This is a genomic window from Microbacterium sp. STRO-1N, assembly GCF_057748015.1.
The window spans coordinates 1,490,754-1,517,428 of sequence record NZ_CM173234.1 but is presented as its reverse complement, the minus strand read 5'-3'; the positions used below and the strand labels follow the sequence as shown (position 1 = coordinate 1,517,428).

Genomic DNA, 26,675 nt, shown 5'->3' with positions numbered 1-26,675 from the left:
TCGGCCCATGCCGGCCCTCCCCTCTCGCCTCTCGGTCGACGCTCTCGCCCGAGCGAGCGTCTCGACCGTGTGCCGGGCCGCACGGCATCCTGCCGTCGACGTCTCGCTGCTCGACCTCGATCGCATCTCCATGGCGTACCGGAGCGATCGCCACCTCACGATCGACACTCGCTCACCCGATGTCTGGTCTCCCCTGTCGGGGTTCTGGCGCGTGGCCGACGGGTGGGTCCGCACCCACGGCAACTACCCGCACCATGCTCAGGCACTCAGGCGCGCATTCGATCTGGGCGTGGATGCCGGCGCCGACGCTCTCTCGTCCGCACTCGCCGAGCGCTCCCCGACCGAAGCCGTCCGGCAGATCACGGACGCGGGCGGACTCGCCGTCCCCGTCCTCCCGGAGGATCCGGCCACCGATCGCGCACTCCGCGCCATTCCGCTGGTGGAATCCACTCCCCTCGGGCGGGTCACCCGCCGTCGTTCGCCCACAGGGGCGGGCCTCGTCGGCATGCGCATTCTGGATCTCACCCGCGTCATCGCCGGGCCGGTGTGCACACGGACCCTCGCTCTTCTCGGGGCTGACGTGCTGCGCATCGATCCGCCCGGCCTCACCGAGCCGGGGTGGCAGCATCTCGACACCGGTCACGGGAAGCGTTCGACGATCCTCGATGCGCGTTCTGAACGATTCGAAGAGCTGCTCGCCCGCGCCGACGTCATCGTGCTCGGGTATCGCCCATCCGCTCTCGCTCGGCTCGGCCTGTCCCGCGCGGCTCTCGCCGAACGGCACCCCGGCCTCATCGTCGCCGAACTCAGCGCCTGGGGACACGAGCACCCCGACCGCCGCGGGTTCGACAGTCTCGTCCAGGCCGAATCGGGCATAGCCATGATCGAGTCGCCCGACGGCGAACGACCGGGCGCCCTCCCCGCCCAGGCGCTGGATCACTCAGCCGGCTACCTCCTGGCCGCCGCCGTCTGCGATGCCGTGCGCCGCCGTGACGAAGACGGCACCGTCCTGGCCGTGCGCACCTCGCTGCGCCGGGTCGCCGCCGAACTGCTCGGGATGCCGCGCACCGACGACCCCGGGCCCGAAGCGTCGATCGATCCCGCCGCGCACACCGAGCGCTTTTGCGTCGACGGCCATGATCTCGTCACCGTGCGCTCGGCGATCCCCGGACTGTCTTTCAGCGCTCCTCGACCGTGGGGACGCGACCCGGCGATGTGGTGATCAGCGCGTGCTGCGCCGGATCCCGATCAGGACGCACAGCGCAGCCGTGAGAACACCCCAGACCGCACACGCGGGCGGGAGCACCCGGTACGCCAGGTGCTGCACGGTGAAATCCTCGATGAACGGGCCGAACGCGAGTATGCCCGCCACCCACGCGATCACGAGCACTGCCGGCAGCGAGAGCCACCAGGCGACACGGACCCAACCAGGCAGCAGTCGCTCGACGGCGGCGCGCGGCATCCGATGCTGCAGCCACACCAGCATCCAGATCCCGATGATGATCAGGCCGAGCGCACTCGAGCCGTGCTGAAGCCACTTGAATCCCTGCAGCGGGCCCCACTGGGCATCCAGGATCGGAAGCAGCCGGCTCCCCCAGCGCCCTTCGTGCGTGAACAGGTCCCACAGGATGTGGGATGCCACCCCGATCAGAAGGGATGCGGCGAGCAGCAGCGGATACCAGCGGTTCTCGCCCGCGCCGACAGCCTGTCGAGTCGCAGCCCACGGACGCTGGTTCCATTCGCGGGGAAGGCGAGCGGCCGCCCACGTCGGCGAGAGCTCTGCGACCGATGGTCGCAGCAGCACCCGCCAGACGAGGAACAGCACGAAGGCGATCAGACCGGTCCAGATGAGATTCGTCCAGGTGTGAGTGAACCCGTACCCCAGGCCGGTGCCGCGGACGAACAACGGAAGATCCGGCGTCATCGCGCCGATCGCGATCGCCGAGGGGATCAGAGGCGTCCGCACGAACGGCAGCGCCACGACGGCATGACTCGGCGTGAACGGCACGGTTCAGCCGATGAACACGCCCGCGAGCGTCTTCTTGCCTCGACGAAGCACGGAGACTCCGCCGGGCAGAGTTCCCTGCACCGAGACCGACTCGTCCTCGACGCGGACGCCGTCCAGCGTCACTCCGCCCTGGGAGATGGCGCGCCGCGCCTCGGAGAGACTCGAGACCAATTCCGTCGCGACGAGAGCGTCCACCACCGACGTGCCCGCGGGCACCGTCGCGTTGGGCAGCTCCGTCAGCGCCGAGCGCAGCGTCCCGGCATCCAGAGTCGTCAGGTCGCCCTGACCGAACAGCGCCTCGGATGCCGCGATCACCGCCGCCGTCGCATCGATGCCGTGCACCGTGGCGACGACCTCGAGTGCGAGCCGCTTCTGCGCGGCACGACGGAACGGCTCGGTCTCGACCAGTCGCGCGTACTCGTCGATCTCGGCCTTGGTGAGGAAGGTGAAGACCTTGAGACGCGTGACCACATCGGCGTCGTCGGTGTTGAGCCAGAACTGGTACATCCGGTATGGGCTGCACATCTCGGGGTCGAGCCAGATCGCATTGCCCGCGCTCTTGCCGAACTTCGTGCCGTCGCTGTTCGTGATCAGTGGCGTACCGATCGCGTGCACCGAGACACCCTCGACCCGGTGGATGAGGTCGGTGCCGCTGGTGAGGTTTCCCCACTGGTCCGACCCACCGGTCTGCAGCACGCAGCCGTAACGGCGGTAGAGCTCGAGGTAGTCCAGGCCCTGCAGGATCTGGTAGCTGAACTCGGTGTACGAGATTCCTGCCTCGGAGTTCAGCCGCGCAGAAACGGCATCCTTCTTGATCATCGTGCCGACGCGGAAATGCTTGCCGATACCGCGCAGGAAGTCGATGGCACTGAGCGGTGCAGTCCAGTCCAGATTGTTCACGATACGCGCGGCGTTGTCGCCCTCGAAGCTCAGGAAACGCTCGACCTGGGCGCGCAGTTTCCCGACCCACTCTTCAACGGTCTCGACCGGGTTGAGCACGCGTTCGGTGTCGCGACCGCCCGGGTCGCCGACGAGACCCGTTGAACCTCCGACGAGGCCGAGCGGCTTGTGGCCGGCCAACTGCAGTCGTCGCAACGTCAGCAGCTGCACGAGGTTGCCGAGGTGAAGGCTGGGAGCTGTCGGGTCGAACCCGCAGTAATACGTGATCGGGTCCCCGGCGAGAAGGGCGCGCAGCGCCTCCTGATCGGTGGACACGTGGACGAGGCCACGCCAGACGATCTCGTCCCACACGTTCTCGAACGCGGGGTCGATCGCCTGCGGAGCAGTCGTCAGATCGGTATTCGACACGCGCTCCAGGCTATCAGCGCGGCGCGCTCGCTCCGGTCAGGCGTGCACGCCCCACCACACCAGGAATGCCGCTCCGAGCGCGATCACCCAGCTGACGAGGCTGCCGACCAGGAAGTATTCGGCGCGGGCTCCCGTCTCGCCATCCTTGGAGATCTCGGGGAACCGCACGATGCCCTTCGCCGCCAGCATCGCCGCGAGGATCGGGTACGCAGCGGTGAGAGTGAGCATGAACACGATCACGCGCTCGAGCGGCCCGATCAGGCGCCCGCCTTTGAATCCGCCCCGCTGCGACGACGCTGCTTCGACGGCCGTCTTCCGACCCTCGTCATCCGCGTCGTCCCCGCCATCCGTCGGGGCGTCTGGCACCTCGGCCACGGTGGCCCGCGACGCGATCCCGGCGTCGTCCGGCCGCCAGGTGTGCTCGCCCGAGAGCGCTGCCCTGACCACGAGATTGGCGGATTCCAACAGGAACGCCACCACGCCGACGACGAGGACCGCCAGGTCGAAGGGGATCGCTCCGAACGGGGAATCCATGTTCCAGGACAGGCCGATGATCCCGGCATCCGGGCGTGCGCCGGCCCACACGACCGAGAGCGCGGCGACGAAGGCCAGCGCGACCGCCGGCCAGAAACCGGCCCTCGAATCGCGGTCTCTGGGCATGACCCACACCCAGGCCGCACCGGCCGCGATCGCCAGGATCATGGGCAGCAGCGCGTCTGAGACGCTGCCGAGCACGAGCAGCACGATGAGGGTCGCCAGATAGCCGATCCACCGCCGCGGCACGAACTGGCGCACGAGATCGACCGCGCCGACCGCGAGCAGCAGGAACCCGGCGAGGATCATGAGGTCGCTCCTCTCATCTGCGCGACTCCTTCGATGAGTGCCGCAGCTCCCGCGCTGCGCAACGACTTGGACACGCTGGGCTGCGTGATGCCCTCGGTTCGAGCGAGCTCGGCCTGGGGCGTGCCGATCAGGCGCCCATAGGTGAGCCGGCGCTCGCGCTCGCTCATCGCGCCGACCAGTTCGTCACGGGCGAGCAGGTAGGCGTTGGATGCAGCGATCACGGACTCCATGACCTCATCCTGCCCCTGGGCACCGACGATCCAGGTGCGCATGCGCGGCACGGCGCGCTGCTCGCGTGCGTGGACCGTCTCGATCGCGTCGCGCGCGGCGTACCACCCCGGCCCGTCCGAGAGGTCGCCGTGCGCCGAGTCGATCGCTCGGATCGCGCCCACCCCGATGCCGAATCGGAAGGAGATGCCGTCCGGGAGGGCGAGCTGGAGCATGAGCAGCGATGTCAGTGCATCGCCGAGTCGCGCGTAGACGGCCTGCTGCTCGTCCCCTACGGTGGGCCTCAACGGCTGCGTCGCGAGCGGGAGATCCGCTTCGACGCGCGTGATGGTCTCATCGAGCACCCGTTGTGCGGATGCTCGATCCTCGAGGCTACGGGAGCCGACGATGTCGGCGATCACGGCGATGACCATGCGATAACCATAACACGCATAACTCAGAAACATGCACTGATTGGCTATTAATTAATAACATGCCCTATACGAGCATTCCCTGGCGACAGGGCACCTGGACTCATCTTCCCGAGGCGACCGCCGAGGACGGCCATCTCGACGTCACCGCCGTCGAGGGAAGCGATGCCTGGCGACGCACGGCGTACGGATTCATCCACGACAGCGAACACGCCCTCACCGCTCCGCTCGCCGTCGGCGAGGCGATGGAGGTCGCCTTCCGCGCACCCTGGGACGGACAGTTCGACCAGGCCGGCATCTTCGTCCGCATCGACGACGAGCATTGGATCAAGGCCGGCGTCGAATTCGCCGACGATCACCTCGGCCTCGGCGCCGTGGTCACGGACATCCGCTCGGACTGGTCGGTCGGCTTCGTCGACGAGTGGCGGGATGCCGAGATCACCGTACGCGTGAGCCGCTGGCCGGACGCGATCATCGTCCGTGCGAAGGCGGACGACGGAGCATGGCGTCTCGTACGGGTGGCGCCGTTCGATCCGGAAGCCACGGCGACCGCCGGACCGTTTCTGGCGGCGCCGACGCGTTCAGGACTCGTCGTGCGATTCACCCGGTGGACCCGCTCGGAGGCCGACGAGTCCCTGCACTGACCGCCTGGAGGTGCGGGGGGTCAGAGCCCCAGCGCGTGCGCCGCGTTCTGGGCGCGGGCGATCAGCTCGGCGCGCTGCTCGGCGACGCGCACCCCTGCCGTGCCGCCGGCACCCGTCCGCGACGCGACCGAGCCCTGGATGGACAGCACTTCGCGCACGTCGGGTACGAGATGCGGCGAGACCGAGAGCAGCAGCTCGTCTGAGGCATCCTCCAGCCCGATCCCCTGTTCCTCGCATGCACGCACCAGCGCACCCGAGATCTCATGCGCGTCCCGGAACGGCACCCTGCGCTTCACGAGCCACTCGGCGACGTCGGTCGCGAGCGAGAAGCCCTGCGGGGCGAGTTCTGCCATGCGCTCGGTGTCGAAGCGCAGCGTTGCGATCATCCCGGCGAACGCCGGCAACACGACCTCGAGCGTCTGCACAGAGTCGAACACCGGCTCCTTGTCCTCCTGCAGATCGCGGTTGTACGCGAGAGGGAGTCCCTTGAGGGTCGCCAGGAGACCGGACAGATTGCCGATCAGCCGACCGGACTTGCCGCGGGCGAGCTCGGCGATGTCCGGGTTCTTCTTCTGCGGCATGATGCTGGAGCCGGTCGAGTAGCTGTCGTGCAGCGTGACGAAGCCGAACTCGCGGGTGTTCCAGAGGATGATCTCCTCGGAAAGACGCGAGAGGTCGACGCCGGTCATCGCCGCGACGAACGCGAACTCCGCGACGACGTCACGGGCGGCGGTGCCGTCCAACGAGTTCTCTGCCGGACGATCGAGGCCGAGTTCGCGCGCGACCAGAGCCGGATCGAGCCCGAGCGTCGAGCCCGCGAGCGCTCCCCCGCCGTACGGCGAGACCCCGGCGCGGACGCGCCAGTCGACCAGCCGCTCCAGTTCGCGCACCAGCGGCCAGGCGTGGGCCTGCAGATGGTGCGCGAGGAGCACGGGCTGAGCGTGCTGGAGGTGGGTGCGGCCGGGCAGGATCGCGTCGGGATGCGCCTCGGCCTGGGCGACGAGCGCATCGATCACGCGCAGCAGATCGCGGGCGATGACCTTGGCATGGTCGATCAGGTACATGCGCACGAGCGTCGCGATCTGGTCGTTGCGGCTTCGCCCCGCACGCAGCCGCCCGCCCAGTTCAGGACCGAGCTCGGCGATCAGCGCCTGCTCGAGCGCGCCGTGGACGTCCTCGTCCGTCGGCTGCGCGACGATCGTTCCGTCCGCGACCTTGCGGGCCACGGCATCCAGCCCCTCGTGCATGCGACGCGCTTCGTCCGGCTCGAGATAGCCGGCGGCCTCGAGCGCCGTGGCGTGCGCATGCGAACCAGCGATGTCGTAGGGGGCGAGGATCCAGTCGAAGTGCGTGGAGCGGCTCAGCTCCACCAGTTCCGGTGACGGTCCGCTCGCGAATCGTGCGCCCCAGAGCGCGCCTTCGTTCGTGCCGTCCTGCTTCGCCTCGCTCATGGATTCAGCCTATCGACCATGCGGGGCCGCGCCGGAACCACGATCTTCGCGGTACGGTCGAGCAGCCACTCCAGCGGGCCGCGGCCGATCAGCAGCGCCCACGCGGTGCATCCGATGACGGTGCCGATCGTGAGCGGCCAGAACGGCTCCAGCGCTCGGAACGCCAGGAGGTCCTCGGTGTCGCCGATCGTCGTGAGGGCGACCGCCGCCCAGATGAGCAGCTGCGCCGTGTAGGCCGTGAGCGGCATGGCGCCCACGGCACGCAGCGGCAGCACCAGCATCCGGATCGCATCGGCTCTGCAGAGGAGCAGGCACACGCCGATCACGGCGATCGCGAAACCACCGGTGCCGAACACCTCGAACAGCCCGGACGAGTGCGGCTCCGCGGTGAGCACGGACTGCAGGTACAGCGACTCCGGCGGTGCCGTGGACATGCTGTACCCGACGACGGCGAGAGCGGACCCCGCGCCCAGCATCCAGAGCTGCGTGCGCAAGCGACGGACATCCGCCCTGGCGATGCCGAGCCCGGCGAGCACGAAGGCGATCCAGACCGGGAACGGGTAGTTCCAGCCCAGCGCCGCCGAGATCTCCTCCCCGAACGGACCGTGCCAGAGCGGCAGCTCGTTCAGCAGCGGCTGCACGAACGCCATCACGGCCCCGATCCCGGCGGCGGCCCACAGCACGGCACTCGCCGTCAGCGCCGTGAACGGAAGGACGAGCAGGAAGAGGAGAGCGTACGCGGGCAGGATCACGTACACGGGCACGCCAGTGAGGATGAGCAGGATGCCGACCAGCCACAGCATCCCGGCACGCACTGCCAACCGGCCGCGCGCCGTGCGCATGCGGTCGCCGGTGAGCGGGACCGCGCCGCCGGTCACCAGCCCGACCGATACCCCGGCGAGCGTGGCGAACAGGATGGACGAGCGCCCGTCGACGATGAAGAGCCAGGTCGACGGATCGCTCCAATCCCAGTGGTCGGCCGTGACGAGCAGGTGCGCCGCGAACATGCCGATCACGGCCAGTCCGCGCGCGAGATCGACGCCGCCGATGCGCGCCGGGCCGTTCAGCCGCCGCCAGCGGCCTGCCAGCCCGGACGCCATCGGCTCAGCCCTGACGCAGCAGCCAGACCAGCAGCGCCTTCTGGGCATGGAGCCGATTCTCGGCTTCATCCCACACGACGCTCTGCGGGCCGTCGATCACTTCGGAGTCGACTTCGTAGCCGCGGTCGGCCGGGAGGCAGTGGATGAAGATCGCGTTCGGATCCGCGATCTGCATCGTCTCGGTGGTGACCTTGTAGCCGCCGAGGTCGCGGATGCGCGCGAGCTTCTCCTCCTCCTTGCCCATCGAGACCCAGGTGTCGGTGACGACGACATCCGCGCCGGCCGCGGCCTCGTTGGGGTCGGTGTAGAGCGCGATCGAACCGCCGGTCTCCGCGGCGCGCCGATCGGCGGCCTCGATGACATCGGCCCGTGGCGCGTACTCGGCGGGAGACGCGATGCGCACGTGCATTCCGGCCGTGACGCAGGCCAGCGCGTAGGAGTGCGCCATGTTGCTCTGTCCGTCGCCGAAGAACGTCAGCGTCAGCCCCTTCAGCTCGCCCTTGTGCTCGCGGATCGTGAGGAGGTCGGCCAGCAGCTGACACGGGTGGAAGTCGTCGGAAAGGGCGTTGACGACCGGCACGCGCGTCCCGGCGGCCATCTCCTCCAGCCCGGCCTGCGCGTAGGTGCGCCACACGATCGCCGCGACCTGGCGCTCGAGCACCCGTGCGGTGTCCGACGGGGTCTCCTTGCCGCCGAGCTGGCTGCTGGCGGTCGTGATGATCAGCGGCGATCCGCCGAGATCGGCGATGCCGACCGCGAACGACACGCGCGTGCGGGTGGACGACTTGTCGAAGATCACGGCCACGGTCTGCGGACCGGCGAGCGACTTGTCGGCCCAGCGGTCCTTCTTCAACTCGACGGCGAGATCGAGGATCTCGGCCTGCTCGGCCGGGGTCAGGTCGTCATCGCGCAGCAGGTGGCGGGTCATGCGGAAGCACTTTCGGTTTCGGATGCCGCGAGCGACGCCTGCACATCGGCGAGCGAGGCTGCGAACAGCGTCTGGAATTCCTCGATCTCGGCATCCCCGATCGTCAGCGCCGGTGCGATGCGGACGGTCTCGGGGTTCGCGGCGTTGATGATCAGCCCGCGCTCCTGTGCCGCCGCAACGACGGCTCCGGCCAGCGGCGCACTCAGCGCGACGCCGATCAGCAGGCCCTTGCCGCGGGTGCCGTCGACCAGCGGCGAATCGATCGCGTCGATGGCCGTGCGCAGCTGCACGCCGCGCACCGCGGCGTTGTCGACGAGACCGGCGCGCTCGATCTCGGCGAGCACGGCATCCGCCACGGCCGTTGCCAGCGGATTTCCGCCGAACGTCGAGCCGTGGGATCCGGGCGTGAACAGCGAGCTCGCGGCACCGAACGTCACGAGCGCCCCGATCGGGAAGCCGCCGCCGATGCCCTTGGCCAGCGTGATGGCGTCGGGGGTGATGCCCTCGTGGCTGAACCCGAACCAGGCGCCGGTGCGGCCGGCTCCGGTCTGGATCTCGTCCACGATCAGCAGAGCGCCGTGCTTGAGGGTCAGTGAACGAGCGGCGGCGAGGTACCCGTCCGGGAGCTCGACGACGCCGGCTTCGCCCTGGATCGGCTCGACGATGACGGCCGCGACCCGGTCGTCGATCGCGGCCTCGAGCGCCTCGATCGTGGCAGGGATGTGCTCCACGCCGCCGGGCATCGGCTCGAAGGGAGCGCGCATGGCCGCCTTCGCGGTCATCGCCAGCGACCCCATGGTGCGTCCGTGGAAGGCGTTCTCGAGCGCGATGATCCGCGGGCGCTCGGCACCGCCGTGCAGGCGGGCGAGCTTGAACGCGGCTTCGTTCGCCTCGGCACCGGAGTTCGAGAAGAACACGCGACCGTCGATTCCGGCTCCGGCGAGGCGCTTCAGCCGGGCGGCGAGCGCCAGCTGAGGCGGGGTCGCGAAGTAGTTCGACACGTGTGCGAGCGTCGCGGCCTGGCGCGACACGGCCTCGACGAACACCGGGTGCGCATGGCCGAGCGATGTCACGGCGATGCCGGCGAGGAAGTCGAGGTATCGCTTCTCGTCGCCGTCGTACAGGTACGAGCCCTCGCCGCGCGTGAGCAGCGCCAGCCGGTCCCCCGCGTTGAGCACCAGATCGCGTGCGGCGTTCTCCTGCCAGACGGTCATGCCTTCGTCCTCTCTCCGGCGACCACTTCGGTCCCGATGCCCTTGCTTGTGAAAAGTTCGACGAGCACCGAGTGCGGCACCCGTCCGTCGATGATGGCTGCGGCGTCCACGCCGTTCTCCACGGCGTCCAGACAGGCCCGCATCTTCGGGATCATGCCGGATTCCAGCGTCGGCAGCATGTCGATGAGATCCGCCGAGGTGATGTGCGACACCAGCGAGTCCCGGTTCGGCCAATCGGCGTACAGCCCGGGCACGTCCGTGAGGATGACCAGCTTGCGCGCTCCGAGTGCTGTCGCGAGGGCGGATGCCGCGGCATCCGCATTGACGTTCAGCGACTGGCCAGGATGATCGAGGTCCGGCGCGATGCTCGAGACCACCGGGACGCGCCCGGCGGCCAGGTGATCGAGGACGGGAGTCGGGTCGACCTGGACGACATCGCCGACCCGGCCGAGATCCACCTCCTCGCCGTCGATGACGACCCCGCGGCGCCGTCCGCCGAAGAGACCGGCGTCCTCACCGCTCAGGCCGGTCGCGATCGGACCGTGCGAATTGATCCTGCCCACCAGCTGCGGGTTCACCTGACCGGTCAGCACCATCCGGACGACACTGATCGCCTCGGTGTTCGTGACCCGGTAACCGCCCTTGAACTCGCTCGGGATCTCGAGCCGGTCCAGCATGTGGGAGATCTGCGGTCCGCCGCCGTGCACGACGACCGGCAGCACGCCGACGTAGCGGAGGTAGGCGATGTCCTGCGCGAAGGCATCCTGCAGCTCGTCGGAGACCATGGCGTTGCCGCCGTACTTGACGACGACGATCTGGTCGCGGAACTTCTTCAGCCACGGCAGCGACTCGATGAGGGTCGATGCCTTCTCTGCCGCGATGTCCGGTGTGGTGTCCTGTATGTCCGTCATGAGGAGTACGCGCTGTTCTCGTGGACGTAGTCGTGCGTGAGGTCGTTGGTGAGGATCGTCGCCTCGGCGTCGCCGACCTTGAGGTCGATGAGCACGTCCGTCGCGCGGGGCGCGAGGTCGACGTCCTCACGTGGCCGGTCGGGGCCGCCTTCCGTGCACACGCGCACGCCGTTCATCCACACGTCGACGTCGTACGGGTCGAACTGCGCGCTCGTCGTGCCGATCGCCGCGAGCACGCGGCCCCAATTCGGGTCATTGCCGAAGATCGCGGCCTTGAAGAGGTTGTTGCGCGCCACCGAGCGTCCGACGTCGACGGCGTCCTGCTCGCTGACCGCGTTGGTCACGCGGATCGTGATGTCGTGGCTCGCGCCTTCGGCATCGCCCTGCAGCTTGACGGCGAGGTCCTGGCAGAGCTCGCGCAGCGCGGCAGCGAACGCCTCGAGGTCGGGCTTGACTCCGCTCGCGCCGTTGGCGAGGAGCGTGACCTGGTCGTTGGTCGACATGCAGCCGTCCGAATCGAGCCGGTCGAAGGTCGTCCCTGTGGCGCTCCGCAGCGCGGTGTCGGCTTCGAGCGCCTCCAGGTCGGCATCCGTGGTGATCACGACCAGCATCGTGGCCAGCCCGGGTGCGAGCATGCCGGCGCCCTTCGCCATGCCGCCGATCGTCCAGCCGTCGCGGGAGACCACAGCGGTCTTCGCCACCGTGTCTGTCGTCATGATCGCGTGGGCCGCGGCATCTCCGCCGTCTGCCGAGAGCTCGGCGATCGCCTGTTCGGTGCCGGCGAGCACCTTGGCGCGGAACTCCTCGTCGCCGGTGCCGATGAGGCCGGTGGAGCATACCAGCACATCCCCCGCACCGATGTCGAGCAGCTCAGCCGCCTTCTCCGCGGTCTGGTGCGTGGTCTGGAACCCGAACGCGCCGGTGAAGCAGTTCGCCCCGCCGGAGTTGAGGACCACGGCCTCGACGATGCGGTCCTGGATGACCTGCTGCGACCAGATGATCGGGTTGGCCTTGGCACGGTTGCTCGTGAAGACGGCAGCGCCGACCTTGCGCGGGCCGCGGTTGACGACGACGGCGACGTCCGGCTTGCCGGTGGACTTCAGTCCTGCGGCTACTCCGGCCGCCTCGAATCCTGCGGGTGCGGTGACGCTCACGGTGCGACTCCATTCACGGTGAGGGCGCGGGCTTCGGGGAGTCCGAGCGCGATGTTCATGGACTGGATGGCGGCACCGGCGGTGCCCTTGACGAGATTGTCGACCGCGGTCACGACGGTCACTCTGTTCGCCGCGCGGTCGATCGCGAGTCCGATCAGTGCGGTGTTGGCGCCGAGGACATCGGCAGTCCGTGGGAACTGCCCTTCGGGCAGCAGCTGCACGAACGTCTCATCGCCGTATGCGCTCTGCCAGGCATCCCGGATCTGCGCGTCTGTGACGCCGTCTGCGATCGGAGCCGTCGAGGTCGCGAGGATGCCGCGGGACATCGGCACCAGCACCGGTGTGAAGGAGATCCGCGGGTCCGCCGCGCCCCCGGCGATGAGCGCCTGCTGGATTTCGGGGATGTGACGGTGCGTCCCGCCGACGGCGTACGGGTTCGCGGTGCCGAGGATCTCGCTGCCGAGCAGATTGGTCTTCAGGCTCTTGCCTGCACCGGACGGGCCGACGGCCAGGACCGACACAATGTCGGCCGGGTCGATGACACCGGCGGCGACACCAGGGACCAGGCTCAAGCTCACGGTCGACGCATTGCACCCCGGGGCTGCGATGCGGGTCGCGCCGCGGAGGTGCTCGCGCTGCTTGACACCACCGGTCAGAAGCTCGGGGACGCCGTACGTCCACGCGTCGTGGAAGGCGCCGCCGTAGAACGCATCCCAGGAGCTCTTCGACGTGAGGCGGTGGTCGGCACCGGCGTCGATGACGAGCGGGACAGCGCCGAGGGCATCCGTGTACTGACCGGACTGCCCGTGCGGCAGCGCGAGGAACACGATGTCGTGCCCTGCGAGGATCTCGGGCGTCGTGTCCTGGAGTTCGAGGTGAGCGAGCGAGCGCAGGTGAGGCTGGTGCTGGATCAGCGGCTGACCCGCGTTGGAATGCGCGGTGACGGTGCGGATCTCGATGTCTGGATGATCGGCCAGCAAGCGCAGGATCTCGCCGCCCGCGTAGCCGGATGCGCCGGAGACGGCGACGGTATACGTCATGGTTCTACCTTAACGGTCTGGGTGGTCGTCGACGGAGGCGGCGACGCTCACAGCCGTACCCGTGCAGGCAGCAGCGCGAGGGTCGCCTAGAGTCGGCGGCCGCCGCGGCGTCGGCGCACCGGAGCGACGCTCGGAACGAGCGTCAGCGAAGCGGGTGCGACCGAAGGCATGCCGCGACGATAGCGCCCGCGGTGCGGACGGCGCAAATCCGGGGCGTCACACGTCATCCGTGCCGGCGCGCTTCCAGGAACACGAGGATCGCCCGTACTCTGCGATTCTCGTCGGCAGGGGTGAGCCCGAGCCCGGCGAAGATGTTCCCGATGTGCTTGCGGATCGCCGCGTCGCTGAGGAACAGCCGAGCGGCGATGTCGGCGTTCGATGCGCCTTCGGCCATGAGTTCGAGAACCTCGCGCTCGCGCGGCGTCAAGGCATCGAGCGGACCGGCGACATCGCTGCGCAGAAGTTGCCTGGTGACCTCCGGATCGATGACCGTGCCGCCCGCGGCGACCGCGGCGAGCGCACGGTCGAAATCGCTCACGCGGTTGACCCGCTCCTTCAGCAGGTATCCGACCGCGGCCTCGGGGAGAAGGAGCAGATCCCGCGCATAGCGCTCGGCCACGTACTGCGACAGGACCAGTACGGGCTGCGTCGGTGCCAGCTTCCGGATGCGCAGCGCCGCGCGCAGGCCGTCGTCGGTTCTGTCCGGTGGCATGCGGACGTCGGTGACGACGATGTCCGGTGGCACGGTCAGCGTCGCGTACACGGTCCGCAGTTCGATCGCGTCGGCGGCGGTGGCGACGATCTCGTGGCCGAGCCGCTGGAGCAGGGCGCTGAGCGCCTCGCGCAGCAGAGTCGCATCATCGGCGAGCAGAATGCGCATCGTCACCCCGTTCCTGCGTCGTCTGCGCGTGCGGTCTGGCAGGGCAGCTCCATGCGGAGCACCGTCGGTCCGCCCGCCGGGCTCGATATCGACAGCGTGCCGCCGAGCGCTTCGGCGCGGCCGGCGAGCCCCTGGAGCCCTGTGCCGCGCTCAGCGTCCGCTCCGCCGTGCCCGTCATCGGACACGGCGACATATGCGACGTCGTGATCCGCACCCAGATCGACCTGAATGCTCGATGCCGCGGTGTGCTTGGCAGCATTGGTCGACGCCTCGGTCACGAGGAAGTACCCGGCGGCTTCCGCCGCACGCCCGAGACGAGGGAGACCGTGGTCGCGGACGCGCATCGGCAGGCTGCTCCGCCCTGCCAGTTCACTCACCGCCGCCACCAGACCATGGTCCGTCAGGACAGCGGGGTGGATGCCTCGCACGGTCGAGCGCAGCGACGCCAGCGCGCGCTCGGTCTGATCCTGTGCCGCGCGGAGTGCGTCCTCGGCCGACTTCGCATCGCCGCTCGCGAGCTCCAATTCGAGGATGCCGAGGCGCGCGGCGATGCCGACCAACTCCTGCTGCACGCCGTCGTGCAGATCGCGTTCGATCCGCTGCCGCTCCGTCTCGTGCGCCGAGACGATCGCCGCGCGGGAGCGCGTCAGCTGCGCCACGCGCCGATCGATCTCTGCTGTGCGCGGTGCGATGAGCCAGCCGATGACGCCGCCGTGGAGCGCGGAGAAAGCTGCGTTGACATAGGCGACGACGACGAGGACGAGCGGCAGCCAGAGCAGGGGGTGCCACCAGTTGTCGGCCCCGACCGTCATGCGGACATCGAAGAAGAGGTTCACCTCGGCCGGTGGCCGGGTCAGGCCGGTGTACGCCAGCGCGACGGGCAGGGCGACCGCGATCGCCTGCGCCAGGAGCAGGCAGAACGCGAGCAGTCCGAGCAGGATGCCGAGCAGCAGCGCGACCACTTCTCGCCACGTCGTCGGTTCGGTGAGGCGCACCCCGAGCCAGTTGTGTCGTTCCTCCCGCGGGACACGCACGTGTCCGCTCCCCCGGGCAGGGACACCGATCATGCGCAGGCGCCGACGTTCGATGATGCCGAACAGGATCCCCCAGAGGGGAAGGATCACCAGGGTGGCCGCGACGGGAAGGATCAGGACGATGCCGAGGACAGCCGTGATCACGACCGAGCCCAACGCGAGAGGGGGCCAGCGCGAGAGGAGGAACCGGGGCGGCGACAGCATCAGCCCCTGCCAGATCGTCTCGATGCGCACTCGCTCAGCCTATGCAGGTGCACCGCGGACCTGATCGACTGCCGCAGGAAAGTAGCGTCAGGTCTACCTTCGGTGCCGCGTCCGGTCTGGTGCGCCAGGACGCCATCGGCGATGGACTGACGTCATGATCCCTCCGCAAGACGACCGTCCCGTCGCCCCTCTGCTCACCGCGCGCGGCATCGCGAAGACCTATGCCGTTCGAAAGTCCTCACCCGTCACGGTGCTGCGCGGCATCGATGTCGACGTCCTCCCCGGCGAGATGGTCAGCATCGTCGGCCCGAGCGGATCCGGGAAGTCCACGCTGCTCTACTGCCTCGCGGGTCTCGAGCGGGCGGATATCGGTGAGATCGCTCTCGGCGGCACACGCATCGACTCGCTCTCGCAGAGCCGGCTGGCGAAGCTGCGTCGGGACCGCCTCGGCTTCGTCTTCCAGAGTTACAACCTGATCCCGTCGCTGAACGCGGGCGAGAACGTCGCTCTTCCCGCCCGCCTGGCGAGGCACCGCGCACCCGATGTCGAAGGAGCGCTCGCCGCCGTCGGACTCACCGGGCACGCGGACAAGCGGCCGGGCGAGCTGTCGGGCGGACAGCAGCAGCGTGTCGCGATCGCGCGGGTCCTCGCCGCGCGACCCGACCTGGTCTTCGCCGACGAGCCGACCGGCGCTCTCGACACGACGACGGGCGCTCAGATCCTGGATCTGCTGCGCGCGCATGCCGCGGACGGCCGCGGCGTCGTCGTCGTCACGCACGATCTGGATGCCGCGGCACGCGCCGATCGGACGCTGGTGCTCCGGGACGGCGCGGTCGTCACCGAACTGGTCCGCCCCACCGCTGCCGGCATTCTCGATGTGCTGCACGCGACGACGAGCGGAGCGGCCGCGTGATCCGGTTGCTGCGCGCCGAGCTGAGGCGGGGGTGGACCACGTGGATCGGGCTCGTCCTGGTCGCGACGATCGCAGCGCTCGCGTTCGCCGTCGCGATCGCGATGCTGGAGACCGGACTGGACGTCGGCGGCGAGATCCTGGAGGCGTCGGTCAGCTTCCTCTCGATCCTGCTGCTCCTCGACATCCCCGCCGGCGCGATCGTGGTCGCCGCCGTCGCGCGGCTCGCCGTCGACCTGCACCGCGCGACGTACGCACGCTGGCAGCTCTCCGGCGTCAGTCCGCGGCAGACATCCGTCGTCATCCTCGTCCAGCTCGCCTGTGCCGCCGCGCTTGCCGGTGGCCTCGGCTTCGCGATCTCGATCCCGTTCGCACCGGCGTTCCTGCATGCCGTCTTCGCGCACGATTCCAGCTGGTGGTCGAGTGCGACGATTCGTCCTGGAGCACTCACCGCCGCGATCGTGGTGCCGCTGACCGTCGCCGTCACGATGCTCGGCGGCGTGCGTTCGGCCGTGTCCGCCGGCCGCACGCCTCCGCTCAGTGCGCTGCGCGAACCCGACGTCGAATCCCAGCGGATGCGGTGGTGGCGTTGGCTGGTGTTCGCTGCGGTTCTGCTCGCGGCCGGAGTCGGCGGTGCGCTGGCCCCCTTCCGCGCGGACGACCGCAGCACCGCGATCTCGCAGTTCCCGTTGCTGCCCGCCTACCTCACCGCCATCATCGCCGCCATCGGACCGGTGCTGTCACCGATGATCCTGCGCGCGTGGACATCGCTGATCCCGCCGCGCAGCTCGACCACCTGGTTCCTCGCCCGGAATCAGGCGCGCTATCACCTCGGACGCAGCACGGCCTCGGTCACGCCGCTCTTCGTCGGAGCGGCGCTGCTCGGCGGCATGATGACGATGGCAGCGACGACCGGGACTGCCATGTCGGCGGCAGGGCTGCCGGGGAACTTCGACCTCGGCATCCTGCAGGTGATGCTCCTGATCGGCGGACCGGTGGCGCTCGGCGCAGTGGGTGCCGCCGTCGTGCTGTTCATGAGCAACCGGACGCAGGGAGCCGAGCAATCGCTGCTGCGCGCCAGCGGTGCGACGCGCGGCGTCGTGGTCGCGGCCGCACTGTGGCAGGCCGCGATCCACGTCGTGACGGCCGCACTGCTGGCGAGCCTGGTCATCGTCGGCACCGCCCTGATCACCGGGGCGGCGCTGAACCGCTTCCTTCCGGCCGTTCCGGTCTTCGACGTCGGCGCCGCCGCCGTCCTGGTCGCGTTCGGACTCGTGCTGACGGCATCCGCGACGGTCGTTCCCACGGTCGCCCGTCTGCGAGAGCCCCTCGCCCAGCGTCTCTCCGTGGAGTGAATCAGGCGATCATGCAGGCTGCGACATGCTCGCGGCATCCTCCAGAGGAGCCGCGAAGAAGGCGAGTTCCAGGGCGCTGGATCGCTCGAACGCGCGGAACATCCGCCGTCTCGTGCCGCCGTCCGCTGCCGCGGCCGCCTGCGTGACGTACGCGATCGCTCGCGCCGTCGCCTCCTCGAAGGCGGGATCCGCGTACGTCGTGAGCCAGGAGGCGTACGGATGCCGCGGGTCGCGCGCGTGTTCGCCGAACTCCCCCGCGTGCAGGCGCCTGCCCAGGTCCGTGTACAGCCAGAAGCACGGCAGGATCGCGGCGATCAGCTCGGCGTAGTCGCCGCCGAACGCGGTCGAGCGCAGGTGGTCCAGATACGCGGTCGTCGTCGCGGACGGCTCGGCACGGAACGTGCCGGACGTCACGCCGTGCTCCGGCGTCAACCACGACGCATGCAGTTCGAGCTCGCCGACGATCGAGCCATGCGCACCGCCTGCCCAGAACGCCTGCTCCCCCGACGTCGGCGCGAGCCGCGCCGCCTCGGCGAGGACCCGGGCGTATTCGCGGAGGTACAGCGCATCCTGACCGAGGTAGAACACGAACGGCTCGCGCTCCAGCGTGCCCGCGGCCAGCTCGCGGATGAACGCGAGTTCGTCGATGCCGTCGCGGATGCCGCGGATGCGGTCCCACCAGTCGTCGGCGATCTCGGTCGCCGACGGACGGGTGTCGAGGCCGCCTCTGTCCCACAGCCCGGCGAAGTGACTGATCGGACCGTGCCCGCCTCCGACGCGCAGCCCGTCGCCGGCCCGAAGGGATTCGCGCAGCCAGGCGCGAGCGGCCGCGACCGCCTGCTCGGGGTCGTCCCCGCGAGCGAGGCGCGTGGCGATCGCCGACGACAGCGAGCATCCGGTGCCATGCGTGTTCGCCGTCGCGATGCGCGTGCCGGCGAACTCGTGCCGCGTGCGCTGCGCCGCATCCACGAGGGCGTCCGGCGCGTCGTCACCCGAGAGGTGCCCGCCCTTCACGAGCACCGCGGCCCCGATCTGCTCCGACAGCGCCTCGGCTGCGGCGAGCGCGCCGGTCCAGCCGTCGATCGCGTGTCCTGCCAGCACCGCGAGCTCGGCGAGATTCGGCGTCACGACATGGGCCCGCGTCAGCAGCGCGCGCAATGCATCCTCGGCGTCCGCATCGAGCAGGCGATCGCCGCTCGTGGCCACCATCACCGGGTCAACGACGACGATCGGCGGACGCTCGACGTCGAGCCACGCGGTCACGGTGCGGATCACGTCCGCGTTCGCCAGCATCCCGATCTTCACCGCATCGATCACGATGTCGTCGGAGATCGCTTCGAGCTGCGCCTGCAGGAACACGGTCGGGGGCACATGCACGGCGCGCACTCCCCTGGTGTTCTGCGCGGTCAGTGCGGTGACGACCGCCATCCCGTAGCCGCCGTTCGCGGCGATTGACTTCAGGTCCGCCTGGATGCCGGCGCCACCGGACGGGTCGCTGCCCGCGATGCTGAGAACCCGAGGCGTCGACCTGGCGCGCCATCGACTCACGAATTCCGCGGCGGCGGCACGCGGATCATCGGCGGCGCACAGCGCGGACACGACTGCCGCGCCGGCGGCCCCGGCATCCCTGAGCTGGGCGGCGTCGTCGAGGCCGACGCCGCCGATCGCCACGCAGGGAAGCGGGCTCGCCGCGGCGAAGGTCCGGAAGCCGTCGATACCGAGTGCCGGCGGGTGATCGGGCTTCGTGCTGGTCGGGCGGATCACGCCGACGCCCAGGTAGTCCACCGTTCCGTCGGGCAGTGCGAGCACGGCGTCCAGGTGCGCAGGGGTGTTCGCGGTCAGACCGATCAGCGCATCCGGGCCGAGCAGCTCACGGGCACGAAGCACGGATGCGTCATCCTGACCGAGGTGCACACCGTCCACGCGTGCGCCCTGCGCCCGCGCGGCGAGCGCCGCATCGAGCCGGTCGTCGACGACGAGCAGGGCGCGTCCGTCGATCACGCGCGACAGTTCGACGAGCTGGGCGGTGGTCTCGGCATCCGTCGCCGCCTTGTCACGGAGCTGGACGATGCGCACACCGCCGTCCACGGCCTGCCTGACCGTCTCGACGACACCACGGGCGCCGCACAGCGCCGCATCGGTGACGAGGTAGAGCGAGAGATCCGCGGTCATCGGGTCCCCTCCTCGATGCGCGCGGCGGCGGCGAGATCGCCGGGGCGGATGGCGGCCAGTGCATCCAGCAGCGCCACGGCGAAGCTTCCGGGGCCGGCGGAGACGGATGCCGCCCGTTCGGCCGCGATCGTGTAGACCAGACTCGCCGCGGCGACCGCCGTCACCGCATCCGTGCCCGTCCCACGCGCGGTCCCGAGGAACGCCGCCATGACGGCTCCGAGGGCGCAGCCTCCGCCGGTGACACGGGTGAGCATCTCGTCGCCGTTCGCGATGCGGATGATCCGTTCGCCATCGGTGATGAGATCCACCGGACCGGAGACCGCGACGACGCTGCCGTGGCGCTGCGCGAGCGCGAACGCCGCGTCGACGGCGGCATCCGTGGCGTCGGTGGCGTCGACGCCTCGACCGCCGGTACCCGCGCCGGCCAGAGCGAGGATCTCCGAAGCGTTCCCCCGGATCGCGGTGGGGCGCTGCGCGGCGAGCTCCTGCGCGAGCGCGGTGCGCACCGGCAGCACCCCGATCGCGACGGGGTCGAGCACCCACGGCGTGCCGGCCGCGGCGGCGCCGGCGACCGCCTCACGACTCGCCGCGCGCTGCTCGGGGGTCGGGGTGCCGAGATTGATCAGCACGCCCGACGCGACGGACGCGAACATCTCGGACTCGCCGACGATGTCGACCATCGCCGGCGCCGCACCGAGGGCGAGCAGGACATTGGCGGTGAAGCCGGTCACCACCGTGTTGGTGATGCAGTGGGTCAGCGGAGGTGCTGCGCGCAGCTCCTCCAGGAGGGTGGCGGCCTCGGAGGCGAGGTCGGTATCGGAAACCGGACGCAGAAGATCGCTCATGCGCGACATCCCTTCGCTAGTACGAACTAGATCAGGTTCGACGGGTCTGTTCTCAGCCGCGGTCGCGGCACCCCGTGTCACTGCCTCGCAGTCTAGTGCCCTGGATCAGACGCCGTTCGTCCACGGCATCGGCCGGTCTGGAGCGCGGGTGGCGTCGTCCGGCAGATGCGGGAGCTGCTCGCCGCCGGCGCGGATGCACAGCCAGCGCAGCTCACCGTCGCTGTCCGGCCGCGCACGCCACGTGCGCCAGACATTCTGGCCGACGCGGATGACCGTGCCCGCCTCGACCTCGACGACGACGTCATCCAGGCCCATCTGTCCGCGGCCTGCGAGGAACACGTACAGCTCCTCCACGTGCGAATGGGTGTGCCAGTACCCGGCTTCCTCCCCGGGCAGCAGAGCGTTGGCGGTCATCCCGATGTACTGCATCGCCAGCTCGTGGTCGACGACGCGGCGCCCGTCGCGTGAGCGCGACGGATCGAAACCGCCGAAATGCTCGCGCCAGGCGTCCGGCGCTCCGATGCTGATGACCTCGTAATCGCTCATGCGCTGTCCTCTCGGTTCGGCGGATTCTCGGTGTCCGCGGTGGTGCGCTGCGTCCAGGTGCCGGTTGACCGCTCGTACACGACACGGATGTGTCGGCGGTCGACGGCTCCCTGCCAGAACTCGACGCGATCGGGGATGACGCGCCAGAGCACCCAGTCGCCGGGCTGCATGCCTGTGCGCGCCGGTGCCGGCCGCGCGGCGAGGTCCGCGGCGCTCTCGGCCGCGTCCGCCTCGACGACGGATCCGCGTACGCGGACCGCGCGCATCACCGGCTGCCACCAGAAGTTCAGGGCGGCCGCGGGGTGTGCGGACAGCTGCTCGCCCTTGCGCGACGCCCGCGGACCGGCGAAGGCCCAGCCCCGGCTGTCGACGTCCTTGATGATCAGCGTCCGCGCGTCGGGGACGCCGTCTGCTCCGATCGTCGCGAGGGTCATGGCGAGCGGCTCAGGGACGCCGGACTCGCTCGCAGCAGTGATCCAGTCGAGGAAGAGCGATTCGGGATCGTCGGGCAGGGCGGCGAGGTCCAGCGCGGGCGGCGTACCGACGAGCGTCGATTGAGAGCGCAACCACTCGGCCGAAGAAGTCGTCATACGACCATCCTGGCGGCTCTTCCCGCTCGCCGGGCCGTCTCCGATCTGGAGCCTCAGGAATTCAGCGCCGCGGCGAGCGCCGCCACCCTGGTCGCAGCCTCGGCAAGTCGCCGTGCGAATGCCGGGTCCGACTCCGCCCGCGCGGCCAGCGCATCGATGATCTGTCCGGCGGTTTCCGGCGTCGACCCCGCGATCGTCAGCACCAGGTCCGCACCCGCATCGACGGCCATGACCGCGTTGGCCACCGGATCCGCGTAGGCCGAATCCCCGGAGGACAGCAGCATCCCGAGGTCATCGGTGACGGCGACGCCGCCGAACCCGAGTTCGTCGCGAAGGATCGCGTACCACTCCGGTGACAGCGTCGCTGGCAGCTCCGACAGCGCCGTGAACCTCAGGTGGCCCATCATGACGAGCTCGGCACCCGCATCGATGCCGGCCTGGAACGGCAGAGCGTCGAAAGCGCGCCATTCGTCGAGGTTCAGGTCGGTCGTGGGGATGGCGTGGTGCGAATCGCCCTCCGCCGCGCCGTGTCCGGGGAAGTGCTTGAGCGTCGTCGCGACCTGTCCCTTCTCGCCGGTCACGACTGCGGCGACCGGCTCGGCCACGGCCCGCGGATCCGTGCCGTACGACCTGCCGTAGATGAACGAGCCGTCGGAGCGCGGCACGTCGGCCACGACCCCGAAGTTGATGTCGATCCCGCCCTGGTCGAGCAGCTGAGCGCGCGCCGCGAACGCGGCCTGCGCCGCCGCCGGATCCTCGTTCTTCAGAGTCCGAGCGGACGGAAGGTCATCCCACGGCAGGCGGGCGACGTCGCCGCCCTCCTCGTCCGTCGCGATGAGCGCGTCCGGCGACGCCGCGTGCACGGCATCCGTCAGGGCGCGCAACTGCTCCGGCGAGGCGGGGATGTTGTCCCCCATCAGGATCAGCCCGCGCGGTCCACCGGAGACATAGGCCGCAAGAGCAGCCGGATCCGTCCCGTCGGCGTAGCCCATGACGACGAGCGCCGCCTGCTCTCGGAGGGGCATCTCGGCGACGCGTTCGGCCGCCAGCTCGAGGCCTGTCTTCGGGGTCGGCGACGGAGTGAGCGACGGCGTCGCGACCGGTGCGGACGACGCGCTCTCCGGCGTGGGCGCTGCGGCCGGCGCGCATGCCGCGAGGCCGAAGCCCAGCGATACGAGCACCGCTGCGGTCACGAAGCGCCGCGGTGAGATCGTCATGCATCCATCCTGACGCACTCCTCGCTCGGGCGGCTCCGCCGTCCTCGCTCAACGAACGAGGGATGGCACGCCGAACGAACGAGTGCGGCGCGCTCTCCACACGGCGAGGTGGGTCACTCCCGCAGCGTCGCTCCGAAGCGCTCTGCGGCGACGGCAACGCCGGCGAGCTTCGCCTCCGTCGCCTCGGCCGCGGTCAGCGTCCGGTCCGGCGCGCGGAAGCGGAGCGCGAAGGTCAGGCTCTTCGAACCGTCCGGGAGCCCCTCACCGCGATAGTCGTCGACGAGCCGCAGGGATTCGAGGAGTTCTCCCGCACCCTCGACGAGCGCCTCGCGCAGGTCTCCGGCCGCCAGGGCCGCCGGCACGACCAGCGACACGTCCTGCGTGGCCGCCGGGAAGGTCGACAGGCTCTCCGCGACGACACCGGTCCCCGCGAGCTCCAGGATGCCGTCGAGATCCAACTCGAGCACGACGGCGCGTCCGGGGAGGTCCGCGTCGGACGACACCTCAGGGTGCAGTTCGCCGACGTAGCCGACCTCAGCGCCTCGCACGCTCAGAACGCCGGTGCGTCCGGGGTGCAGCGCAGCACGCTGCCCCTGGACGACATCGATCTCGACACCCGCGGCGGAGGCGATCACCTGTACGGCGTCCAGCGCTTCGCTGAGGCCGTAGGCCTCGGCGGCACGACCGGGCTGGCGCGGCGTGACGTTGCCGGCGAACAGCGCGGCGACGTGACGTCGCTGCGGCGGAATCGACGCGTTCAGCTCGGCGAGCTTCTCATCCGACGGACGCTCGCCCAGCGGCGGCACCGTATCGGTGCCGTAGACGACGCCCGCCTCGGGGAGGAACACGACGCCCGCCTCGAAGATCGCCACGTCGGTCATCCCCCGTGCGATGTTGCGGTGCGCCGTCTGCAGGAGACCGGGGATCAGCGAGCGACGCAGGAACGGAGCCTGTCCGTCGAGAGGATTGGCCAGGCGGATGCTGGGGAGGTACTCCCCCGTCGCCGAACCGTGCAGGTCGTTGTGCGCCTCGGTGGTGAACGGGAACGCGGGAGCCTCGACGAGGCCGGCGGCGGCCAGCGCGTTCGCGACACGGCGTCGTCCCTGCTGCATCACCGTCAGGCCACGACCTGATGGTGGTGTCGGCAGCACCGAGGGGATGCGGTCGAGGCCGTGGATACGGGCGACCTCCTCGGCAAGCGTCCATTTGTCGGTGAGATCGGGCCGCCAGCTCGGCGGGATGACGAACCAGCCGTCCGAGGTCTCGGTGACCTCGGCGCCGATCGTCTCGAGGGCATCGATGATCTCGGCATCCTCGTAGTCCACACCGATCAGGCCCGGTACGAACTCGGCCGGCAGTTCGATGCCCGCGATCTCGAACTCGGAGTACAGCGCCCCGCCGACCTCGTCCAGCGTGCCGCCGGCCAGCTCGACCATGAGGTCGGCGACCCGACGCGCGGCGACGAACGGGATCAACGGGTCGACACCGCGCTCGAAGCGCTTGGACGCCTCGCTGGGCAGCTTGTGCCGGCGCGCGGTGCGGGCGATCGACACCGAGTCGAAGTTGGCTGCTTCGATGAGCACGTTGCGCGTCTCGTCCGACATCTCGGTCGTTCCGCCACCCATGACACCGGCGAGTCCGATCGGCCCCGAGTCGTCGGTGATGAGCAGATCCTCGACGTGAAGAACGCGCTCCTGGCCGTCCAGGGTCGTCATCTTCTCGCCCTGCTGCGCACGGCGGACCGTGATGCCGCCGGACAGTTTGTCCAGGTCGTAGCCGTGGATCGGGTTGCCCAGCTCGAGCATGACGTAGTTGGTGATGTCGATCAGCACGCCCAGCGAGCGGATGCCGGCGAGAGCCAGGCGCGACACCATCCACGGCGGGGTCGGACGCGTCGGGTCGACGTCGCGGACGACGCGCACGACGAATTCCTGCACGGCCGGAGCCTCGCGCAGCGGCTCGGCGGTGACGGCGAGCGGGAACCCGGTGCCTGGAGCGACCTCGTCCCACTCGTGCTCGGCCGGGTCGCGGAAGTCGGCCCCGGTGGCGTGCGCGTACTCGCGCGCGACGCCTCGGAGCGAGAACGCGTACCCGCGGTCCGGGGTGACGTTGATCTCGACGGCGACATCGTCCAGCCCCAGCAGGGCGAGGGCGTCGACGCCGACCTCTGGGTCGAGACCGAGCGTGGACAGGACCAGGATGCCGTTGTGCTCGTCGCCCAGACCCAGCTCGCGCGCCGAGGCGATCATGCCGTCGGAGACGTGGCCGTAGGTCTTGCGCGCCGCGATCGGGAACGGACCGGGGAGCACGGCGCCGGGCAGGGTGACGACGACCTTGTCGCCGACCGCGAAGTTGCCGGCACCGCAGACGATTCCGCGGACGCCCCCGTTCGCCTCGCCGACGTCGACCTGGCACCACCGGATCGTCTTGCCGTTGGTCTGCGGCTCCTCTTCGAACGAGAGGACCTGTCCGACGACGACGGGGCCGGAGATCTCGAATCGGTGGATCTCCTCCTCCTCGAAGCCGACGGCCACGAGCGCCGCGAAGACGTCCTCAGGCGTGGCATCCGCTGCCAGATCCACGTATTCACGCAACCACGAAAGCGGGACGCGCATCACACCACCATCCCGAACTGCTCGCTGAAGCGGACATCGCCCTCGGCCATGTCGCGCATGTCCTTCACATCGCTGCGGAACATCAGGCCCCGCTCGATCCCCATCCCGAACGCGAACCCGCTGTACTCCTCGGGGTCGATGCCGGCGGCGCGCAGCACATTCGGGTTGACCATGCCGCAGCCGCCCCACTCGATCCAGCGCGCGCCGCCCTTGAAGGTCGGGTGCCACAGATCCAGCTCGGCGGATGGCTCGGTGAACGGGAAGTAGTTGGTGCGGAAGCGCGTCTTCGCCTCCGGCCCGAACAGCTGTCGCGCGAAGTGGTCGAGCGTGCCCTTCAGGTGCGCCATCGTGATGCCCTTGTCGATCACGAGGCCCTCGAACTGGGTGAAGACCGGCAGGTGCGTCGCATCGAACTCGTCGGTGCGGTAGACGCGTCCGGGGCACAGCACATAGATCGGCACCTCGCGGTCGAGCATCGAGCGCACCTGCACAGGGCTCGTGTGCGTGCGCATCACGAGGTGGCGCGAGGTCGGGTCGACGTAGAAGGTGTCCTGCTCCTGACGCGCAGGGTGGTCGACGTCGAAGTTCAGGGCGTCGAAGTTGAACCACTCGTGCTCGAGCTCCGGGCCCTCCGCGATCTCCCAGCCCATGCCGACGAAGATGTCGCACACCTCGTCCTGGAGCAGGGTGAGCGGATGCCGGGCGCCGACGCGCGTGCGCGAGGACACCGCCGTGATGTCGACGCGCTCCGCCTCGAGGCGCGCGGCGGTCTCGGCCTCGGCGAGCTCGGTCTCTTTGGCGGCGAGCGCCTGCGTGACCCGGCCGCGGCCCTGGCCGACCAGCTTGCCGAACGCCGCCTTGTGCTCAGGGGCGACCTGGCGCATCGAGGCGTTGAGGACCGCCAGCGGCGACCCCTCCCCCACATGCGCCGCGCGCGCGGCTTTCAGCTCTGCGGTGCTGGCTGCGGCACCGATCGCGTCGAGCGCTGCTGCGACGGCGGTCTCCACCGCCTCGGGCGTGATCTCGGGTACGTCTGACACGAGAATCGAGTCTACCGGCGCGCGGTGG

Annotated in this window: 24 protein-coding genes and 1 riboswitch; of the genes, 4 read left to right on the top strand and 20 right to left on the bottom strand. The window is 69.9% G+C overall.

Annotated features, from left to right (window positions below; genetic code table 11):
- Window positions 1-7: 7 nt before the first annotated feature.
- Window positions 8-1,222 (top strand): CoA transferase, encoded by a 1,215-nt coding sequence (locus AC3ANJ_RS07060; RefSeq protein ID WP_488318861.1) that lies wholly within the window; start codon window positions 8-10, stop codon window positions 1,220-1,222.
- Here AC3ANJ_RS07060 and AC3ANJ_RS07055 read toward each other — a convergent pair whose 3' ends face one another.
- Genes AC3ANJ_RS07055 through AC3ANJ_RS07040 form a run of 4 tightly spaced genes read right to left on the bottom strand, consistent with a single transcriptional unit; the run spans window position 1,223 to window position 4,800 of the window.
- Complete coding sequence (locus tag AC3ANJ_RS07055; RefSeq protein ID WP_488318860.1) at window positions 1,223-2,008, bottom strand: DUF4184 family protein; 786 nt, start codon at window positions 2,006-2,008, stop codon at window positions 1,223-1,225.
- A 3-nt stretch (window positions 2,009-2,011) separates the two neighbouring features.
- The gene (gene tyrS, locus AC3ANJ_RS07050; RefSeq protein ID WP_488318859.1) at window positions 2,012-3,316 is read right to left on the bottom strand and encodes a tyrosine--tRNA ligase; all 1,305 of its coding nucleotides are present in this window, start codon (window positions 3,314-3,316) and stop codon (window positions 2,012-2,014) included.
- Between the two features lie 36 nt (window positions 3,317-3,352).
- Window positions 3,353-4,159, bottom strand: a complete 807-nt coding sequence (locus tag AC3ANJ_RS07045; protein WP_488318858.1) for a hypothetical protein — start codon at window positions 4,157-4,159, stop codon at window positions 3,353-3,355.
- A complete protein-coding gene (locus tag AC3ANJ_RS07040; protein WP_488318857.1) occupies window positions 4,156-4,800 on the bottom strand; it encodes a SatD family protein in 645 nt (214 codons plus the stop codon). The genes AC3ANJ_RS07045 and AC3ANJ_RS07040 overlap by 4 nt, the downstream gene beginning before the upstream one ends.
- 59 nt (window positions 4,801-4,859) lie before the next feature.
- Between AC3ANJ_RS07040 and AC3ANJ_RS07035 the strand changes: the two genes are divergently transcribed.
- A complete protein-coding gene (locus AC3ANJ_RS07035) occupies window positions 4,860-5,441 on the top strand; it encodes a DUF1349 domain-containing protein (protein WP_488318856.1) in 582 nt (193 codons plus the stop codon).
- Window positions 5,442-5,461: 20 nt separating this feature from the next.
- On the opposite strand, the gene argH is transcribed toward AC3ANJ_RS07035, so the two are convergent.
- The 9 genes from argH to AC3ANJ_RS06990 all read right to left on the bottom strand — a co-directional run bounded on the left by argH (window position 5,462) and on the right by AC3ANJ_RS06990 (window position 15,387).
- The gene (argH, locus tag AC3ANJ_RS07030; protein ID WP_488318855.1) at window positions 5,462-6,892 is read right to left on the bottom strand and encodes an argininosuccinate lyase; all 1,431 of its coding nucleotides are present in this window, start codon (window positions 6,890-6,892) and stop codon (window positions 5,462-5,464) included.
- Window positions 6,889-7,992 carry a heparan-alpha-glucosaminide N-acetyltransferase domain-containing protein gene (locus tag AC3ANJ_RS07025; RefSeq protein ID WP_488318854.1) on the bottom strand — a complete coding sequence of 368 codons (1,104 nt, stop codon included), beginning with the start codon at window positions 7,990-7,992 and terminating at the stop codon, window positions 6,889-6,891. Before AC3ANJ_RS07025 ends, argH begins: the two co-directional genes overlap by 4 nt.
- Before the next feature lie 4 nt (window positions 7,993-7,996).
- A complete protein-coding gene (gene argF, locus AC3ANJ_RS07020; RefSeq protein WP_488318853.1) occupies window positions 7,997-8,920 on the bottom strand; it encodes an ornithine carbamoyltransferase in 924 nt (307 codons plus the stop codon).
- Window positions 8,917-10,134, bottom strand: coding sequence for an acetylornithine transaminase (locus AC3ANJ_RS07015; protein ID WP_488318852.1), 1,218 nt, complete (start codon window positions 10,132-10,134; stop codon window positions 8,917-8,919). Before AC3ANJ_RS07015 ends, argF begins: the two co-directional genes overlap by 4 nt.
- Window positions 10,131-11,045, bottom strand: coding sequence for an acetylglutamate kinase (gene argB, locus AC3ANJ_RS07010; RefSeq protein WP_406245745.1), 915 nt, complete (start codon window positions 11,043-11,045; stop codon window positions 10,131-10,133). Before argB ends, AC3ANJ_RS07015 begins: the two co-directional genes overlap by 4 nt.
- A complete protein-coding gene (gene argJ, locus AC3ANJ_RS07005) occupies window positions 11,042-12,199 on the bottom strand; it encodes a bifunctional glutamate N-acetyltransferase/amino-acid acetyltransferase ArgJ (protein WP_488318851.1) in 1,158 nt (385 codons plus the stop codon). Before argJ ends, argB begins: the two co-directional genes overlap by 4 nt.
- Window positions 12,196-13,239 (bottom strand): N-acetyl-gamma-glutamyl-phosphate reductase, encoded by a 1,044-nt coding sequence (gene argC, locus AC3ANJ_RS07000; protein WP_488318850.1) that lies wholly within the window; start codon window positions 13,237-13,239, stop codon window positions 12,196-12,198. Before argC ends, argJ begins: the two co-directional genes overlap by 4 nt.
- 223 nt (window positions 13,240-13,462) lie before the next feature.
- Window positions 13,463-14,119: a response regulator gene (locus tag AC3ANJ_RS06995; RefSeq protein WP_488319241.1), complete on the bottom strand. Its 657-nt coding sequence runs from the start codon at window positions 14,117-14,119 to the stop codon at window positions 13,463-13,465.
- A gap of 2 nt (window positions 14,120-14,121) precedes the next feature.
- On the bottom strand, window positions 14,122-15,387 hold the full coding sequence (locus tag AC3ANJ_RS06990) for a sensor histidine kinase (RefSeq protein ID WP_488318849.1): 1,266 nt from the start codon (window positions 15,385-15,387) through the stop codon (window positions 14,122-14,124).
- Between the two features lie 124 nt (window positions 15,388-15,511).
- Between AC3ANJ_RS06990 and AC3ANJ_RS06985 the strand changes: the two genes are divergently transcribed.
- Both AC3ANJ_RS06985 and AC3ANJ_RS06980 read left to right on the top strand, forming a co-directional pair.
- Window positions 15,512-16,270: an ABC transporter ATP-binding protein gene (locus tag AC3ANJ_RS06985; protein ID WP_488318848.1), complete on the top strand. Its 759-nt coding sequence runs from the start codon at window positions 15,512-15,514 to the stop codon at window positions 16,268-16,270.
- On the top strand, window positions 16,267-17,622 hold the full coding sequence (locus AC3ANJ_RS06980; RefSeq protein ID WP_488318847.1) for an ABC transporter permease family protein: 1,356 nt from the start codon (window positions 16,267-16,269) through the stop codon (window positions 17,620-17,622). The genes AC3ANJ_RS06985 and AC3ANJ_RS06980 overlap by 4 nt, the downstream gene beginning before the upstream one ends.
- Before the next feature lie 9 nt (window positions 17,623-17,631).
- Here AC3ANJ_RS06980 and AC3ANJ_RS06975 read toward each other — a convergent pair whose 3' ends face one another.
- The 7 genes from AC3ANJ_RS06975 to pheS form a co-directional block, all read right to left on the bottom strand.
- Window positions 17,632-19,794 (bottom strand): bifunctional hydroxymethylpyrimidine kinase/phosphomethylpyrimidine kinase, encoded by a 2,163-nt coding sequence (locus AC3ANJ_RS06975; protein ID WP_488318846.1) that lies wholly within the window; start codon window positions 19,792-19,794, stop codon window positions 17,632-17,634.
- Window positions 19,791-20,639 (bottom strand): hydroxyethylthiazole kinase, encoded by an 849-nt coding sequence (thiM, locus tag AC3ANJ_RS06970; protein ID WP_488318845.1) that lies wholly within the window; start codon window positions 20,637-20,639, stop codon window positions 19,791-19,793. The genes AC3ANJ_RS06975 and thiM overlap by 4 nt, the downstream gene beginning before the upstream one ends.
- A riboswitch (TPP riboswitch) is annotated at window positions 20,631-20,724 on the bottom strand. (Overlaps the previous gene by 9 nt.)
- Before the next feature lie 20 nt (window positions 20,725-20,744).
- Window positions 20,745-21,185, bottom strand: coding sequence for a cupin domain-containing protein (locus tag AC3ANJ_RS06965; RefSeq protein WP_488318844.1), 441 nt, complete (start codon window positions 21,183-21,185; stop codon window positions 20,745-20,747).
- Window positions 21,182-21,775, bottom strand: a complete 594-nt coding sequence (locus tag AC3ANJ_RS06960; protein WP_488318843.1) for a pyridoxine/pyridoxamine 5'-phosphate oxidase — start codon at window positions 21,773-21,775, stop codon at window positions 21,182-21,184. Before AC3ANJ_RS06960 ends, AC3ANJ_RS06965 begins: the two co-directional genes overlap by 4 nt.
- A 53-nt stretch (window positions 21,776-21,828) precedes the next feature.
- Window positions 21,829-22,992 (bottom strand): glycoside hydrolase family 3 N-terminal domain-containing protein, encoded by a 1,164-nt coding sequence (locus tag AC3ANJ_RS06955; RefSeq protein ID WP_488318842.1) that lies wholly within the window; start codon window positions 22,990-22,992, stop codon window positions 21,829-21,831.
- Window positions 22,993-23,105: 113 nt separating this feature from the next.
- Complete coding sequence (gene pheT / locus AC3ANJ_RS06950; RefSeq protein WP_488318841.1) at window positions 23,106-25,607, bottom strand: phenylalanine--tRNA ligase subunit beta; 2,502 nt, start codon at window positions 25,605-25,607, stop codon at window positions 23,106-23,108.
- Entirely contained in the window at window positions 25,607-26,647 is a 1,041-nt protein-coding gene (gene pheS, locus AC3ANJ_RS06945; RefSeq protein ID WP_488318840.1) for a phenylalanine--tRNA ligase subunit alpha, read from the bottom strand. Before pheS ends, pheT begins: the two co-directional genes overlap by 1 nt.
- Window positions 26,648-26,675 lie beyond the last annotated feature (28 nt).

Coding starts and splice junctions, on each gene's coding strand:
- AC3ANJ_RS06955 (WP_488318842.1), bottom strand. CDS start 22,992: ATGACGATCTCACCGCGGCGCTTCGTGACCGCAGCGGTGCTCGTATCG.
- argH (WP_488318855.1), bottom strand. CDS start 6,892: ATGAGCGAGGCGAAGCAGGACGGCACGAACGAAGGCGCGCTCTGGGGC.
- AC3ANJ_RS06985 (WP_488318848.1), top strand. CDS start 15,512: ATGATCCCTCCGCAAGACGACCGTCCCGTCGCCCCTCTGCTCACCGCG.
- AC3ANJ_RS06965 (WP_488318844.1), bottom strand. CDS start 21,185: ATGAGCGATTACGAGGTCATCAGCATCGGAGCGCCGGACGCCTGGCGC.
- pheT (WP_488318841.1), bottom strand. CDS start 25,607: ATGCGCGTCCCGCTTTCGTGGTTGCGTGAATACGTGGATCTGGCAGCG.
- argF (WP_488318853.1), bottom strand. CDS start 8,920: ATGACCCGCCACCTGCTGCGCGATGACGACCTGACCCCGGCCGAGCAG.
- thiM (WP_488318845.1), bottom strand. CDS start 20,639: ATGAGCGATCTTCTGCGTCCGGTTTCCGATACCGACCTCGCCTCCGAG.
- AC3ANJ_RS07040 (WP_488318857.1), bottom strand. CDS start 4,800: ATGGTCATCGCCGTGATCGCCGACATCGTCGGCTCCCGTAGCCTCGAG.
- AC3ANJ_RS07025 (WP_488318854.1), bottom strand. CDS start 7,992: ATGGCGTCCGGGCTGGCAGGCCGCTGGCGGCGGCTGAACGGCCCGGCG.
- AC3ANJ_RS06960 (WP_488318843.1), bottom strand. CDS start 21,775: ATGACGACTTCTTCGGCCGAGTGGTTGCGCTCTCAATCGACGCTCGTC.
- AC3ANJ_RS06975 (WP_488318846.1), bottom strand. CDS start 19,794: ATGACCGCGGATCTCTCGCTCTACCTCGTCACCGATGCGGCGCTGTGC.
- AC3ANJ_RS07015 (WP_488318852.1), bottom strand. CDS start 10,134: ATGACCGTCTGGCAGGAGAACGCCGCACGCGATCTGGTGCTCAACGCG.
- argC (WP_488318850.1), bottom strand. CDS start 13,239: ATGACGTATACCGTCGCCGTCTCCGGCGCATCCGGCTACGCGGGCGGC.
- argB (WP_406245745.1), bottom strand. CDS start 11,045: ATGACGGACATACAGGACACCACACCGGACATCGCGGCAGAGAAGGCA.
- AC3ANJ_RS07035 (WP_488318856.1), top strand. CDS start 4,860: ATGCCCTATACGAGCATTCCCTGGCGACAGGGCACCTGGACTCATCTT.
- AC3ANJ_RS07045 (WP_488318858.1), bottom strand. CDS start 4,159: ATGATCCTCGCCGGGTTCCTGCTGCTCGCGGTCGGCGCGGTCGATCTC.
- AC3ANJ_RS07060 (WP_488318861.1), top strand. CDS start 8: ATGCCGGCCCTCCCCTCTCGCCTCTCGGTCGACGCTCTCGCCCGAGCG.
- AC3ANJ_RS06995 (WP_488319241.1), bottom strand. CDS start 14,119: ATGCGCATTCTGCTCGCCGATGATGCGACTCTGCTGCGCGAGGCGCTC.